The 14,060-nt window shown below is 73.4% G+C and carries 12 protein-coding genes; all 12 read right to left on the bottom strand.

The features are described from left to right. Positions 1-20 precede the first annotated feature (20 nt). Positions 21-1,934, bottom strand: coding sequence for a squalene--hopene cyclase (gene shc, locus KSNIM_RS29475; protein WP_263108161.1), 1,914 nt, complete (start codon positions 1,932-1,934; stop codon positions 21-23). Between the two features lie 186 nt (positions 1,935-2,120). Further along, complete coding sequence (locus tag KSNIM_RS29470) at positions 2,121-3,122, bottom strand: polyprenyl synthetase family protein (RefSeq protein WP_263108160.1); 1,002 nt, start codon at positions 3,120-3,122, stop codon at positions 2,121-2,123. 161 nt (positions 3,123-3,283) lie between these two features. Then, positions 3,284-4,684 carry a hydroxysqualene dehydroxylase HpnE gene (gene hpnE / locus KSNIM_RS29465; RefSeq protein ID WP_263106170.1) on the bottom strand — a complete coding sequence of 467 codons (1,401 nt, stop codon included), beginning with the start codon at positions 4,682-4,684 and terminating at the stop codon, positions 3,284-3,286. Between the two features lie 115 nt (positions 4,685-4,799). Continuing rightward, on the bottom strand, positions 4,800-5,657 hold the full coding sequence (gene hpnD / locus KSNIM_RS29460; RefSeq protein WP_263108159.1) for a presqualene diphosphate synthase HpnD: 858 nt from the start codon (positions 5,655-5,657) through the stop codon (positions 4,800-4,802). Between the two features lie 41 nt (positions 5,658-5,698). Beyond that, entirely contained in the window at positions 5,699-6,580 is an 882-nt protein-coding gene (hpnC, locus tag KSNIM_RS29455) for a squalene synthase HpnC (protein ID WP_411543794.1), read from the bottom strand. A gap of 185 nt (positions 6,581-6,765) precedes the next feature. Next, entirely contained in the window at positions 6,766-7,581 is an 816-nt protein-coding gene (locus tag KSNIM_RS29450; RefSeq protein WP_263106169.1) for an ABC transporter ATP-binding protein, read from the bottom strand. Then, the gene (locus KSNIM_RS29445; protein WP_263106168.1) at positions 7,574-8,494 is read right to left on the bottom strand and encodes an ABC transporter permease; all 921 of its coding nucleotides are present in this window, start codon (positions 8,492-8,494) and stop codon (positions 7,574-7,576) included. The genes KSNIM_RS29450 and KSNIM_RS29445 overlap by 8 nt, the downstream gene beginning before the upstream one ends. A gap of 59 nt (positions 8,495-8,553) precedes the next feature. Continuing rightward, positions 8,554-9,438, bottom strand: a complete 885-nt coding sequence (locus KSNIM_RS29440; protein ID WP_263106167.1) for a glycosyltransferase family 2 protein — start codon at positions 9,436-9,438, stop codon at positions 8,554-8,556. After that, positions 9,435-10,172, bottom strand: a complete 738-nt coding sequence (locus KSNIM_RS29435; protein WP_263108157.1) for a CDP-alcohol phosphatidyltransferase family protein — start codon at positions 10,170-10,172, stop codon at positions 9,435-9,437. Before KSNIM_RS29435 ends, KSNIM_RS29440 begins: the two co-directional genes overlap by 4 nt. Positions 10,173-10,251: 79 nt before the next feature. Beyond that, the gene (locus KSNIM_RS29430; protein WP_263106166.1) at positions 10,252-11,313 is read right to left on the bottom strand and encodes an iron-containing alcohol dehydrogenase family protein; all 1,062 of its coding nucleotides are present in this window, start codon (positions 11,311-11,313) and stop codon (positions 10,252-10,254) included. Continuing rightward, a complete protein-coding gene (locus tag KSNIM_RS29425; RefSeq protein ID WP_263106165.1) occupies positions 11,301-12,056 on the bottom strand; it encodes a phosphocholine cytidylyltransferase family protein in 756 nt (251 codons plus the stop codon). The genes KSNIM_RS29430 and KSNIM_RS29425 overlap by 13 nt, the downstream gene beginning before the upstream one ends. Continuing rightward, positions 12,053-13,855: a DUF5941 domain-containing protein gene (locus KSNIM_RS29420; protein WP_411543893.1), complete on the bottom strand. Its 1,803-nt coding sequence runs from the start codon at positions 13,853-13,855 to the stop codon at positions 12,053-12,055. Before KSNIM_RS29420 ends, KSNIM_RS29425 begins: the two co-directional genes overlap by 4 nt. Between the last annotated feature and the right edge of the window lie 205 nt (positions 13,856-14,060).

Below are 14,060 nucleotides of genomic sequence, written 5' to 3'. Positions count from 1 at the left end.
CTCGGTGAAGTGACGTTTTCTCACCGGTCACCGCCTCCTGCCCCGAGCGGCCGCCCGGTCACGTACCTGCCGAGCGCCGTCACCGGGAACACCAGGCGGTACAGGTGGTAGTTGATCGAGAAGTCCCACGGGAAGCCCGTCCCGGTGAACTGCGGCTCGTCCCAGGTGCCGTCGGCGCGCTGGGTGCGGGCCAGCCAGGCGACGCCGCGTTCCACGGCCTCGCTGCCGCTGCCCGGGCCGTTCGGTGCCTCGCCGGCCGCGAGCAGCGCCATCAGCGCCCAGGCGGTCTGCGAGGCGGTGGAGTCGCCGCGCCCGGCCCAGGTGGCCGGGTCGTCGTAGGAGCGCATGTCCTCGCCCCAGCCGCCGTCCGGGTTCTGCCGGCTCTCCAGCCAGTGCACGGCGCGGCGGACGGCCGGGTGGTCGCCGCGGATCCCGGCGGCGACCAGCGCGGGCAGCACCGAGCCGGTGCCGTAGATGTAGTTGGTGCCCCAGCGGCCGAACCAGGAGCCGTCGTCCTCCTGGTGGTCGAGCAGCCAGGCGATGCCGCGCAGCGCCCGTGGGTCGGCGGCGCCGCCGACCTCGGCGAGCATCTCCACCACGTGGGCGGTGACGTCGGCCGAGGGCGGATCGATGACCTCGCCGAAGTCGCAGAACGGCAGCTTGTTGGGGAGCGGACTGGTGTTGTCGACGTCGAAGGCGCCCCACGCGCCGTCGCGGGACTGCATGCCGAGGCACCAGCGGACGGCGCGCTCGACGGCGCCGTTCAGCCGCGAGGGCTCCGGATGGGCGACCCGGCGCAGGGCCAGCACGACCTCGGCGGTGTCGTCGATGTCGGGGTAGGTGTCGTTGTGGAACTCGAAGGCCCAGCCTCCGGGCGCCAGGCGCGGCCGTTTGACCGACCAGTCGCCGCGGGTGGTGATCTCCTCGTCGAGCATCCAGTCGGCGGCCCGGACGACGGCCGGGTCGTCGGCGGGCAGCCCGGCGTCGCGCAGCGCGATGGTGGCCAGGCAGGTGTCCCAGACCGGGGACTGGCAGGCCTCCATCCAGCGTCTGCCGTCCTCGGTGTGCACGGTGAAGCCGTCGAAGGCGGCCAGGCCGGCCTTCATCACCGGGTGGTCGAGCCGGTAGCCGAGCAGGTGCAGGGCGATCAGGGAGTAGACGGCGGGCGGTTGGATGCCGCCCCAGCAGCCGTCCGCCTCCTGGCGGTCGACGATCCAGCGGCCGGCCCGGGCGAGCGCGCTGCGGCGCAGCGGCCGCACCGCGTACCGGTGGTAGTGGTGCATCAGCCGGTCGAGGCGCTGGAAGAGGCCCTCCCAGCTGGCGGCGGGGGCCAGGGGCGGGACCGGGTACGGGTCGGCCGGGTCGGTGTGCAGTTCGGTGAGGTCGAACGGGGCCGGGCGTACCGGGCGGTGGGCGGAGACCACGGTCAGCGGGACGATGGTCTGCCGGGCCCACTGGCCGAAGGCGTAGATGTTGAGCGGGGCCCAGCTGGGCAGGAAGAGGATCTCCGGGGGGAGTTCGGGGAGGCGTTGCCAGGGCCACCAGCCGAACAGGGCGAGCCAGATGCGGGTGAAGACCCGGGTGGCCGCGATTCCGCCGTGCTCCCGGACGTACCGGGCGGCGGCCTGCATGTGCCCGGCGCCGGGGTCGTCCCCGGCGAGTTTCAGGGCGACGTACGCCTCGACGGTGGTGGACAGTTCGGGAGGGCCGCCGTGGAAGGTCGCCCAGGTGCCGTCCGCGCGCTGCTGCGAGCGGATCCAGGCTGCCGTGGCCCGGGTCTGGTCCGCGGTGCGGATGCCCAGGAACTCACGCAGTAAAAGGTCCTCGGCGTCCATGGTGACGTTGGTCTCCAGGTCGCCCTTCCACCAGCCGTCCGGGTTCTGCAGTGACAGCAGGTGGGCGGTGGCCCGGGCCAGCACCGCCCCGGCCGGCACATCGTCCGATCGTCCTACCGGAGCCTGGCCGTCGGCGGCCCGCGCCTCCTCGGGAGGCGGGACGAGGCCGTCCGGCACCGGCACCTGACGGTCGGCCACCCGGTCGGGAGGGCGGTCGCCCACCGCGACCGGCTCGGAATCGTACTCGGGGTCGAGCCGGCCGCCCGCGGTTGCTGTCAATTCACGTCACCTCTCTCGTACCACCACGAATTCGGCGAGTGCGACGAAGTGCTCGCGCACCTCGTCGGTCATCGGCACCTCGTCCAGTGCGGCGAGGGCGGTCTGGTGCTGCCGGCGGGCCTCGTCCTGGGTCCAGGCCCGGCCGCCGGCCTCCTCGATCAGCCCGGCGCGGGCGGCGAGCACCTGCTCGCTCTCCTCGCCGCGGCCCCGCGGGTCGGCCAGCTGGTCGGCGAGCCTGCGGGAGGCGGCGCCGCCCTCGGCGAGCGCGGCGCACACCGGCAGCGACTTCTTGCGCTGGCGCAGGTCGCCCCAGTGCGGCTTGCCGGTGACCTCGGTCGCGCCCCAGATGCCGAGCAGGTCGTCGACCGCCTGGAAGGCCAGGCCGAGGTGGTGCCCGTAGCGCTGCAGCGCGTCGGAGACGCGGTCGTCGGCACCCGCGAGCACGGCACCGATCGCGGCGGAGGCGGCGAGCAGGGCGCCGGTCTTGCCGCCCTCCATCTCCAGGCACTCCTCCACCGTCACCACGTCGCGCTGCTCGAAGGCGACGTCCATGGCCTGGCCGTCGATGAGCTTGCGGGTGGCGCTGGTGATCAGCCGGACGGCGCGTGCGGCGTCCGCGGCGGTCGCCGTGCCCGTGACCGCCGCGTCGAGCAGCACCTCGGTACCCAGCGTGGCGAGCGCGTCGCCGACCAGGATCGCCTGGGCCGGTCCGAAGACCGTCCACGCGGTGGCCCGGTGCCGCCGGGTCTCGTCACCGTCCATCAGATCATCATGGAGCAGCGAAAAGTTGTGCACCAGCTCGACGGAGACGCCCCCGGGCACGCCGGCCTCGGCCGCCGCACCGGCCGCCTCGGCCGACAGCAGTGCCAGCGCGGGCCGCACGGCCTTGCCGCCGTCGCCCGCCGCGGGCCGGCCGTCCCGGTCGATCCAGCCGAAGTGGTAGGCGCCGACGGTGTCCATCGGTGCGGCCAAACGGGCGACGGCGGACTTCAGCGACGGGGTGCACATGGTCCGGCCGCGTGCCAGCAGGTCCAGCACCGACGGGGTGTCCTTCACCGAGCCGGCGCCCTGGGTGCGAGCCTCCACGTACGTTCCCTCTCCGTGCGAATGCCCGGCCGCTGTGGGCGCCAGGCGTGGTGCGGTGTCTGTGGTCGTCCGGCGGGGCGGCGTCATCGCGGCCACCGCCCGTCGCCGCGGTCGGCCGGCAGGCGCCGACCGGTGCGGGCGAGCGCGGTGTCCGCGGCGGCGTGGCCGCTGCGCACCGCACTCTCCATGGTCGCGGGCCAGCCGGTGGCCGTCCACGAACCGGCCAGCAGGAGGCCGGGGATGTCGGTGGCCGCGGCGGGCCGCAGCGGGGCGGTGCCGGGGGCCGGGTCGAAGGTGGCCGTGCGCTCGCGGGTGACGAAGAAGTCCAGCACCTCCGCCTCGCGGGCGCCGGGCACCAGCCGGGCCAGCTCCGGCAGGTAGCGCTCGCGCAGCTCGGCCACCGGCAGGTCGATCTCGGCCTGCACGGCGGACTGTGACAGCGCCAGGTACTGGGCACCGGGAACGGCCAGACCCGAATGGGCCGTCCGGTCGAACACCCACTGCACGGGCGAGCCCAGCGCGGCGAAGAACGGGCGGCGCAGCAGGGTGCGGTCGTACACCACGTGCACGTTGAGGATCGGTGCGTGGCCGAGCCCGGAGATCCGCTGCTGGTCGCGGATCGCGCCCGGCGGCAGCAGGGCGGCGGCGGACTCCTGCGCGCCGGCGAGCACCACGGTGTCGGCGGCGAGCAGCTCGCCGTCCTCCAGCCGGACGCCGTGCCGGTCGGCGGGCTTGATCTCGGCGGCACGGGTGCGCAGCCGCACCTGTACGCCGAGGCGCTCCAGCTCGGCCAGGGCGGCGTCGTGGTGGATCCGGCCGAGCGGCACCTTGGCCATGCCGATGTCCGAGGCGCCCGGGTCGGAGAGCAGCCCGGTCTTGAAGACCATGGCGGCCAGCGCCAGCGAGGTCTGCTCGGCGGTGGCGTTCAGCGTGGCGACGCCGACCAGGTCCCACAGCGCCGCGACGGTGGCCGGGGTCTGGCCCTGCCGGCGCAGCCAGGCGCCGAAGGAGATCGCGTCCAGCGCCGGGTCGGCGAGGTCGAGCGCCTGCAGGGCGAGGGCGGCGCGCACCACGCGCAGCCGGTCGGCCGGGCCGAGGTGCGGGTACCCGGCGAGGCTGGCGGCCAGGTGCAGCGGCACCGGCAGGCCCGCGCGGCGCAGCCGGCCGAAGGTGCGCCGCCCGTCTGGGGCCACGGAGAGCACGGGGACGTCGAGGCGCGGCTGGAGATCCACCAGACGGCCCGCGCCCAGTCGGTCCAGCAGGCCGCAGTAGGCGGTGCAGCAGCGCAGGAACACGTGCTGACCGTTGTCGACGACCAGGTCGCCGCGGCGGAAGGAGAAGGCGAGGCCGCCGAGCCGGGGCCTGGTCTCCAGCAGGGTGACCCGGTGGTCGGCCTCGGCGAGGCGCAGGGCCGCGGTGATGCCGGCGAGCCCGCCGCCGACCACGACGGCGGTGGGCCGCTCGGCCGTCGTCCGTGCGGTCATCGGTGCCACCCCCTGCCCTGGTCCCGGCCCTGGTCTCGCCGTCGTTTCGTGGACAACATCACTGCATATGCCCGTGATTCCCTGTTGACACAGCGTGACATAACTGGCGGAAGAATCAAGAACGCCCTCCGGCGAGCCCGGACAGCGCGACGTACGCCTTCTCCCAACCCGGCAGGGAGACCCGGCCGCGCAGGACGGACTCCGGTTCGGCCGCGATCCGGCCGAGCAGGCGGTGGTAGATGCCGGCCATCGCGGCGGTGCAGGCGCGGCTGCGGCGGTCCAGCATCGGCAGCAGCCGCAGGCCCTCCTCGAAGGCCTGCTGGGCCCGCTGCGCCTCGAAGGCGATCAGCCCGGTGAAGTCCGCGCCGACCGGCGGCTCGGACAGCGCGAAGCCCTCCTGGCAGCCGAACCGGACGAGGTCCTCGGTGGGCAGGTAGGTGCGGCCGTTGGCGGCGTCCTCGCGCAGGTCGCGCAGGATGTTGGTGAGCTGCAGGGCGAGCCCGAGGGTGTCGGCGTAGTGCGCGCCGAGCTCGGGGTCGTCGCAGCCGTACACCCCGAGCGACAGCCGGCCGATGGCGCCGGCGACACAGCGGCAGTAGACCTTGAGGTCCTCGTACGTCCGGTACTCGACGCCCTTGAGGTCCATCTCGACGCCGTCGATCAGCTCGTCGAAGCCGCCGAGCGGGATCGGGAAGCGCCGGGCGGCGTCCGCGAGGGCGACCTTGACCGGGTCGGTGTCGTCCTCGCCGACCGCGCCGGCCCGGACCTCGTCCAGCAGCTCGCGGGTGCGCATCAGCTGCTCGGCCTTGCGGTCCTCGGGCAGGTCGCCGTCGCCGATGTCGTCCACCCGGCGGGCCAGGGCGTAGAGCGCGGACATGGCGAGGCGCTTGGGCTCGGGCAGCAGCCGGATCCCGTAGCTGAAGTTGCGGGCCTGCAGCGCGGTGACCGCCTCGCAGTACCGGTAGGCCGCCATGACCGGCGCCGACGCCAGTGGTGATGCCGCCACTCGGGCGTTCACCTTCCCTTCGCGAAGAGTGCCGCCGCCCGCAGCGCGAGGCGGCGCTTGTCCGGCTTGGGCTGCCGGGCGAGCACGTCGTACCCGGCGTCCTCGACGGCCGCCAGGGCCGCGTACCCGCCCGCGGTGAATCCCGCGAGCAGCAGCCGTAGCCTCCCGTGAACCGTACCCACCAGCGGGGCGCCGCGGTCGAGCAGGGTCCGGGCGCGCTCGGCCTCGAAGGCGATCAGCTCGCGGACCCGGGGGCCCGCGGTGGGCTCGGCGAGGTCGTCCTCGGTGACGCCGAACCGCTCCATCGAGTCGGCGGGCAGGTAGATCCGGCCGCGGCCGAGGTCCTCGGCGACGTCCTGGATGTGCTCGACGATCTGCAGGCCGCTGCAGATCGCGTCGGAGAGGGCGATGCGCTCGGGGGTGGCGACTCCGGCGATGGCGAGCACCAGCCGGCCGACCGGGTCGGCGGAGAGGGTGCAGTAGCCGATCAGGTCGCGGTAGGTGGCGTAGCGGGTGGTGGTCTGGTCGACCCGGTTGGCCTCGATCAGGCGGCGGAACGGCTCCGGGGTGACCGGGTGGCGGTCGGCGAGCGGGACGAGCGCCTTCATCAGCGGGTGGCGGGGTTGCTCGCCGCCCTGGCCGAGGGCGGTCTCGAAGGCGCGGTCGAGGTCCCGCTCCAGGCCGTCCAGCAGGCCGAGCCGGAAGGCGGTGCGGTCGGCGACGACCGGGACGTCCAGCAGCGCGGCCACCCGCTCCGGCTCGGCGAGGTCGCCGTCGCCGGCGTCGTCGACCAGCCGGGCGAAGCCGTAGACCGCCATCAGGTCGGTCCGCCAGGCGGCGGGCAGGAAGGAGGGCGCGACCGGGAAGTTCTCCAGGTCCGCCTTCTGCAACGTGGCGCCGTCTGTCTGATTGTCTGATTTGGCCGAAGCCACCACTGCCGTCACTCCCCCGTTCTACACCGCTGTCGCCCGGCGGTCCCCTTCGGACACGCGTACCGGGCACTGTGTCCGATCACGCCGAGGCCGGTGCCGGGAAGACTCCCGGCACCGGCCTCGGCGAGGTCGCCGCGAACCCCTCAGGGGCGCTCGCCGCGCTCGTACGCCTTCACCACGACGTCGGTCGGCCCGTCCATGACGAGCTCGCCCTTCTCGATCCAGATGGTGCGCTCGCAGGTGTCGCGGATCGCGTTGTTGTTGTGGCTCACCAGGAAGACCGTGCCGGCCTCCTTGCGCAGCTCGCGGATGCGGGCCTCGGAGCGCTTCTGGAACTTCTGGTCACCGGTGGCCAGCGCCTCGTCGATCAGCAGCACGTCGTGCGTCTTCGCCGCGGCGATGGAGAACCGCAGGCGGGCGGCCATGCCGGAGGAGTACGTGCGCATCGGCAGGGTGATGAAGTCGCCCTTCTCGTTGATGCCCGAGAAGTCGACGATGTCCTGGTAGCGGGACCGCACCTCGGCGGGGGACATGCCCATCGCCAGGCAGCCCAGCACCACGTTGCGGTCGCCGGTCAGGTCGTTCATCAGCGCGGCGTTCACACCGAGCAGCGAGGGCTGCCCGTTGGTGTAGATGCCGCCCTTCTCGGTCGGCAGCAGGCCCGCGATGGCGGCCAGCATGGTCGACTTGCCGGAGCCGTTGGAGCCGATCAGGCCGATCGCCTCGCCCTTGTACGCCACGAAGCTGACGCCGCGGACGGCGTGCACCTCGCGGATGGCGGGCGAGCGCTTGCGCGAGATGATCCGGCTCAGCGCCGAGGTGGCGCTGCCCCGGCCGGAACCCGCGCCGTGCACCTTGTAGACGATGTGGACGTCGTCCACGACGACGGTGGGCACGCGAGCCAGCTGGGCGTCCACCGGAGCCGCCTCCTTGACGTTGGTCGTTGCGGTGTCAGCCACGGCCGTACTCCTCCTCCGCCTTCCAGAAGAACACGAAACCGAGCACGAAGGCGACCAGTGCCCAGGCGACCGCCACGGCCCAGACGTGCGGCGGCAGCGAGTGACGGTTGTCGATGCTCGGGTCGAACGCGAACCGGACTAGGTCCATGTAGACCGCCGCCGGGTTCACGTCGGCGGCCAGCTGGATCCACTTCGGCCAGCTCTCGATGTTCCGCTCGATGCTGTAGAACACGCCCGAGAGGTACATCCAGGTGCGCAGGATGAACGGCATCAGCTGCGCCATGTCGGTGGTCTTCGCACCGACCCGGGCCATGGCCAGCGCGATGCCCGTGTTGAACAGGCACAGCAGGGCGATGGCCGGGACGACCAGCAGCCAGCTCAGACCGGGCGTGATCCCGCTGGCCAGCACGATGCCGACCAGCACCACCATCGAGATCAGCAGCTGCTGCAGCTGGATGATGGTGAAGGCGATCGGCAGGCACGCACGGGGGAAGTGCAGCGCCCGGATCAGGCCCAGGCTGTCGGAGATCGAGCGGGTTCCGCTCTGCACCGCGGTCTGGATGAACTGGAAGATGAAGACGCCGATGCACAGCCACGGAACGTAGTTGCCGATCGACTTGCTGCCCGAGAGGATCAGGCCGAAGACCAGGAAGTAGACCACGCAGTTGAGCAGCGGGGTCACGACCTGCCAGACCTGGCCGAGCTTCGCCGTGCTGTACTGCGCGACCAGCCTGGCGGTCGCGAAGGACATGATGAAGTGGCGCCGGGACCACAGCTGCTGCACGTACTTGGGCAGCGGTGGCCGCGCCCCGCTCACCGTCAGGCCGTACTTGGCCACGAGCTGCTGGGGGGTCAGGCCCGCGTCGGCACCCCTCGGGGCCGAGAGGCTGAGCGGGTCACTCAATGTCGACACATTCGTCCTTGATCACGGAGTTTGGTTCGACCGGCAGGGGGGCTTGCCGGTGGCAGCGATCAGATGATCGGCGGTCGGCCCAGGCGGGTCAATCGCCATACAGTACGCCATCGCATCGGCCGTCGCGGACCGCAGGGTTCCGCCCAGCCGGCCCGGAATCCGCCCAGCCAGGCCTTGAGCGCGTCACCGGACGGGCGGCGGGCCAGGGTGAGCAGGAACCAGCTTCCCAGGTAGAGAGGCACCAGCGGGGCCGGAAGGTTCCGCCGGGCCAGCCACACGCGGTTGCGGGCCACGTTGTGGAAGTACGAGGCGTGCCGGGCCGGCGAGGTGGTGGGATGGTGCAGCACCACGTCGGCCCGGTAGTCGATGGCCCAGCCGGCGTCCTGCGCGCGCCAGGCCAGGTCGGTCTCCTCGTGCGCGTAGAAGAACTCGCCGGGGAGCTGACCGGCCTGCGGGAAGACCGCCGTCCGCACGGCGCTGGCGCCGCCCAGGAAGGTGGTCACCCGGGACGAACGCAGCGGGTCGCTGGCGCGCAGCCGCGGGACGTGCCGGCGCTGGGTGACGCCGGTGTCCGGGTCGGCGATCCGGAAGGAGACGATGCCGAGCCGCGGGTCCTCGGAGAAGGCACGGCGCAGCAGCTCCGCGGAGTCGCGGTTGGGCAGCAGGCCGTCGTCGTCGAGGAACAGCACCACGTCGACGTCCCGGCCGTCCGGGCCGAAGAGCTCGATGCCGACGTTGCGGCCGCCGGGGATGCCGAGGTTCTCCGGCGTCTCGGCGGTGCGGACGTCCGCGGGCAGCGGCGGCAGCGGGGCGCCGTTGCCGACCACGGCCATCTCGACCGGTGGGCCGTCCTGGGCGCGGACGGAGTCGATGAGGGCGCCCAGCTCCGCCGGGCGGTTGCCCTGGGTGATGATGACGGCGCCGAGCCGCAGCGCGTCGCTCATCGCAGCCTGCTCGACAGGACGATGCTCAGCAGGTGCAGCACGGTCTGCAGCATGGCGATCGCGGCGAGCACCACCACGGCCAGGCGGGTGAAGAAGATGCCGCCGTGCACCTGGTCGGCGATGCCCGCGGCGAGGATGAACAGCGAGGCCTCGACCGCACCGATCAGGCGGTGGAACTTCAGCAGCGAGGCGGCCCGGCGGGCCTTGGCGACACCGGCGGAGCGCGGCACGGAGGCGCTGTCCTCGACGGCGGTCATGCCGCTGCGGGCGCGGGCCACGTCGACCAGGTCGGTCTCCGACTTGATCAGGATCGCGCCGAGCGCGGCCAGGGTGCCGAGGAAGGCCCACTGCCAGGCGGTGGCGGTGCCCTCCTGGTGGAAGAGGTCGGCGGCGCGCAGGCCGAGGCCGGTGAGCAGCGCGGCCTCGGACATGTAGTGGCCGACCCGGTCCAGGTAGACGCCGGTGAGCGAGGTCTGCCGGCGCCAGCGGGCGACCTCGCCGTCCACGCAGTCCAGCAGCAGGTAGACCTGGATGAGCAGGGCGCCCAGGACGGCGCCCGTGATGCCCGGGATCACCAGGGCGGCGCCGGCCAGGATGCCGGTGAACATCATCAGGTAGGTCAGCCCGTTGGGCGTGATCGCCGTGACGGTGCTGAGGACGCGGGTGATCCGCAGCGAGATCTTCCGCATGTAGAGCCGGCCGGCCCAGTGCTCGGCGCTGCGGCGCTGGAGCATCCCCTCGGGGTGGATGACGGCCCGCAGCTCCTCGATGGAGGGGCGGCGGGTCAGGTCGACCGGGGCGACCGAGGGGGTGTCAGCGGTGGACTGCTTTGACATAGTCGGCGTACGCGTCCCTGATGTCGGTTGGGGAGAGGTCGAGGTGTTCCAGGATGGTGAAGCGGCCCGGGCGGGTGTTCGGGGCGTAGTGCACCGCCTCGGTGAACTCCGCCTCGGTGAAGCCGATCCGGTCGGCGGTCACCGGCAGTCCGTGGCTCGCCAGGCGCTCCACGATCAGACCGGTCAGCTCGTACTCGCCCCGCAGGTGGCTGGCGAAGGCGGCACCGAGGCCGACCTGCTCGCCGTGCTGGGCGGACCGCTTGGGGTACAGCACGTCCAGGGCGTGCGAGATCTCGTGACAGGCACCCGAGGAGGGCCGGGTGCTGCCCGCGATGTTCATCGCGATGCCGGACAGTACCAGGGCTTCCGACAGGGCCATCAGGAGGTCCTCGTCCTCCAGGCCGCCGGGGTGGCGCAGCAGGTTCTCGCCGGCCGAGCGGGCCATCGCGACGGCCAGGCCGTCGAGCGGCTCGCCGGTGACCCGGTTCGACAGCTCCCAGTCGGCGCAGGCCGAGATGTTGGAGATGACGTCGCCGATGCCGGCCGCGACGAAGCGCTGCGGCGCCCGGCGGATGACGTCGAGGTCGACGACGATCCCGATCGGGCTGGGCACGCCGTAGGAGCCGCGCCCGGCGTCGTTGTCGAGGATCGAGACCGGCGAGCAGATGCCGTCGTGCGCGAGGTTGGTGGCCACCGCGACGATCGGCAGGCCGACCCGGGCCGCGGCGTACTTCGCCGCGTCGATGATCTTGCCGCCGCCGAGGCCAACCAGCGCGTCGAAGTGGCCGCCGCGCATCTCGTCGGCCAGCCGGACCGCCGCGTCGAGGGTGCCGTCGGCGACCTCGAACCAGGCGGCGCCCGGGAGCAGCGGTTCGAGCCGCTCCCGGAGCACCGCGCCGGAGCCGTTGCTGATCGCCACCGCTATCCGCCCGGAGGCGGACAGCCGCTGGTCGGCGAGGATCCCGCCGAGCGCGTCGAGGGCGCCCGCGCGGATCTCCACGAAGACCGGCGAGGGCAGCAGCCGGGTCAGTACTGGCACGCGATCTCCCGCGCGCGGGCCAGGTCGTCGTGGTTGTCGACCTCGACCCAGGAGACCTCGCCGATCGGCTGCACGTCGACGCGCAGGCCGCGGTCGACCATCTCCTGGTAGCCGTCCTCGTAGTAGAGCTGCGGGTCGCGCTCGAAGGTGGCCTGCAGGGCGTCGGCGAGGGCGTCCTTGGCGGACGGGTTGATGATCGTGACACCGATGTACTCGCCGGTGGCCTCGGCCGGGTCCATCAGCTTGGTGATGCGGCGCATGCCGAGGGCGGGGTCGACGACGACCTTCATCTCCTCGTCGGCGAGCTTCTTCACGGTGTCCAGGGCGAGCAGGATGCCGGGGGCGTTGCCCTCCTTGGCCATCCGGTCGTTGCCGTCGAGCATGGTGCGCTGGACGGACGCCGGGTGCACGGTGTCGCCGTTGGCGAGCAGCAGGCCCTCGCCGAACAGCTCGCGGGCGCACCACAGGGAGTAGGCGTTGTTCCACTCCTCGGCCTTGTCGTTCTCGACCAGGGTGAGCTTGACGCCGTACTTCTGCTCCAGCGCGTCCTTGCGGTCGTACACGGCCTCCTTGCGGTACCCGACCACGACGGCGGCCTCGCGCAGCCCCACCTCGGCGAAGTTGCCGAGGGTGAGGTCCAGGACGGTCCGGTCCCCGTCGACCGGCACCAGCGCCTTGGGCAGGGTGTCGGTGTACGGGCGGAGCCGGCGGCCTGCGCCGGCGGCCAGGACGAGGCCGATCATGCGGTGTCTCCTGATTCGTCGTGTTCTGCCGTGGCGTCGCCGAACACCCAGAAGTGGATGGACTCGGCGACGACGACCAGGGCCAGGACGGCGGCCAGGGCCACCAGGCCGCCCTGCAGGGCGGCAGCTCCGGGCCCCTCGTGGCCGACGGCCCCGGTGGGGGCACCGCCGTACACGAGGGCGGCGAAGAGGGTGACGAGCAGGGCCCGTCCCTCCTGGCCGCCGGTCGCGCGAACCAGCCAGCGGGCCGGCGCGCCGGTGCCGCCGCGGAGGCGGTACACCGTGTCGTAGTGATGGTAGGCGACGGCCGCGACCAGCCCGAACGCGGCCGGGAGGGAGGCGGTGTCCAGGCGCAGTGCGAGCGCGAGGACGGTCAGGTACTCGCCGGCGCGGAAGAACGCGGGGGCCAGCCAGTCCAGGGCGCCGTTCGGCTTCCTGGCCAGGACGAGCGAGCTGAGCAGCACGTAGCCGGCGGCGGCGCCGACCGAGGCCCAGGTGCCGCCGAGCAGGTAGACGGCGACGGGCAGGCCGGCCGCGGCGAGCGCGGCGAGCACCGGGACGGCGAGGCCGGGCAGCCGGCGGGCGACGGGGCGCAGCACCGGGGCGAGCAGCTCGGCGAGCGGTCCGCCGTCGGCGAGGACGGCGACCTCGCGGGCGGCCTGGTCGGTGCGCGGACGGCGCCGGTTGACCGAGCGCAGCACCCGGCCGGCGGTGGTGTAGCAGCAGGCCAGGGCGCAGCCGATCAGCAGCACGGTGAGCGTGGTGCGGGGGGTGGTGAGCGCGGTGAGCAGGGCTATCAGGGCCCATCGCTCGCCGATCGGCAGCACGATGATGCGGCGGGCCCAGACCGTCCAGCCGACCCGGTCGAGCCGGTTGGAGAGCTGGGCGGTGGGGCTGGAGTTGGCCGCCTCGACCTTGCTGCCCGCGGTGGTGGGGTTGCGGGCGGTCTCCTGGTCGGCGGCCATGAAGGCGAAGTCGACGCTGTGCCGGAAGGTCATCAGCACCATCGCGGCGAGGGCGAGCGCCCACACGTGGTCGCCGGTGCGGGTGGCCGCGATCGCGAGGCCCGCGTAGAAGGAGTACTCCTTGGCCCGGTCGAAGGTGGCGTCCAGCCAGGCGCCGACCGTGGAGTACTGCAGCGAGTAGCGGGCGAGCTGCCCGTCGGTGCAGTCCAGCACGAAGGAGAGGACCAGCAGCAGGCCGGCGGCGACGAAGCCGGGCCGGGTCGCGGTGGCCGCACTGGCGGCCGCGGCGAGCGCGGTGACCAGGGAGGCCGTGGTGACCTGGTTCGGGGTGAGGCCGCGGCGGGCGCACCAGCGGGCGATGTAGCGCGAGTACGGGCTGACGCAGTAGGTGGTGAAGAAGCCGTCGCGGGCCTTCACGGCGCGGCGCAGCCGCACCGCCTCCTCGTCGACCTCGGCGACGGCGGCGCGGGCGGCGGCCAGCTCGTCCGCGGTGGCGGGGACGGTCGCGACCAGGGTGCCGAGCTCGGGGCGCTGGACGGGGATGCCGCCGCGCTGCACGGCGCCGGCCAGGGCGTCCGGGAGGTTCGGCTCGTGGCCGGTGAGGCCGTGGGCGGCGGCGACCAGGGCCTCGCGGGCGGCGGTGCCGTTGACCGCGAGGGCACCGGGGACGGCGCCGGCCGGGAAGCGCGGGTCGGTCAGGGCGAGGCGCAGGGCGTGCCGGTGGCCGACGAAGCCGGCGTCTATGACGGCGATCCGCTCGGCCGGGTCGGCGGCCGCGAGCAGGCCGGCGAGTTCGACGGCGTCCCGGGCGTGCAGGATCCGGCCGAAGCCGATCGCCGCGAGGTCGGCGGCGAGCGGACCGGGGGCGGTGACGGCGCCGCGGACGCCGGCGGGGGCGCCGGCCGCGGTGAGGTCGGGGCTGCGGTCGGCCTGGGTCGGGATCGGCACCGTGGTCACGGTGGCGGTGGGGCCCGTCCCGTAACCGCCCGTAGTGCTGAGCGGGAGCTGGTCGCCGGCTCCCGGGGCGGCCGACGGCTCG

The sequence above is a fragment of the Kitasatospora sp. DSM 101779 genome (genome assembly GCF_025655475.1).
In the GTDB taxonomy this organism is placed as follows: domain Bacteria; phylum Actinomycetota; class Actinomycetes; order Streptomycetales; family Streptomycetaceae; genus Kitasatospora.
Note: the sequence above shows the minus strand (reverse complement) of the source record. Positions and strands in the feature narration are given on the sequence as shown.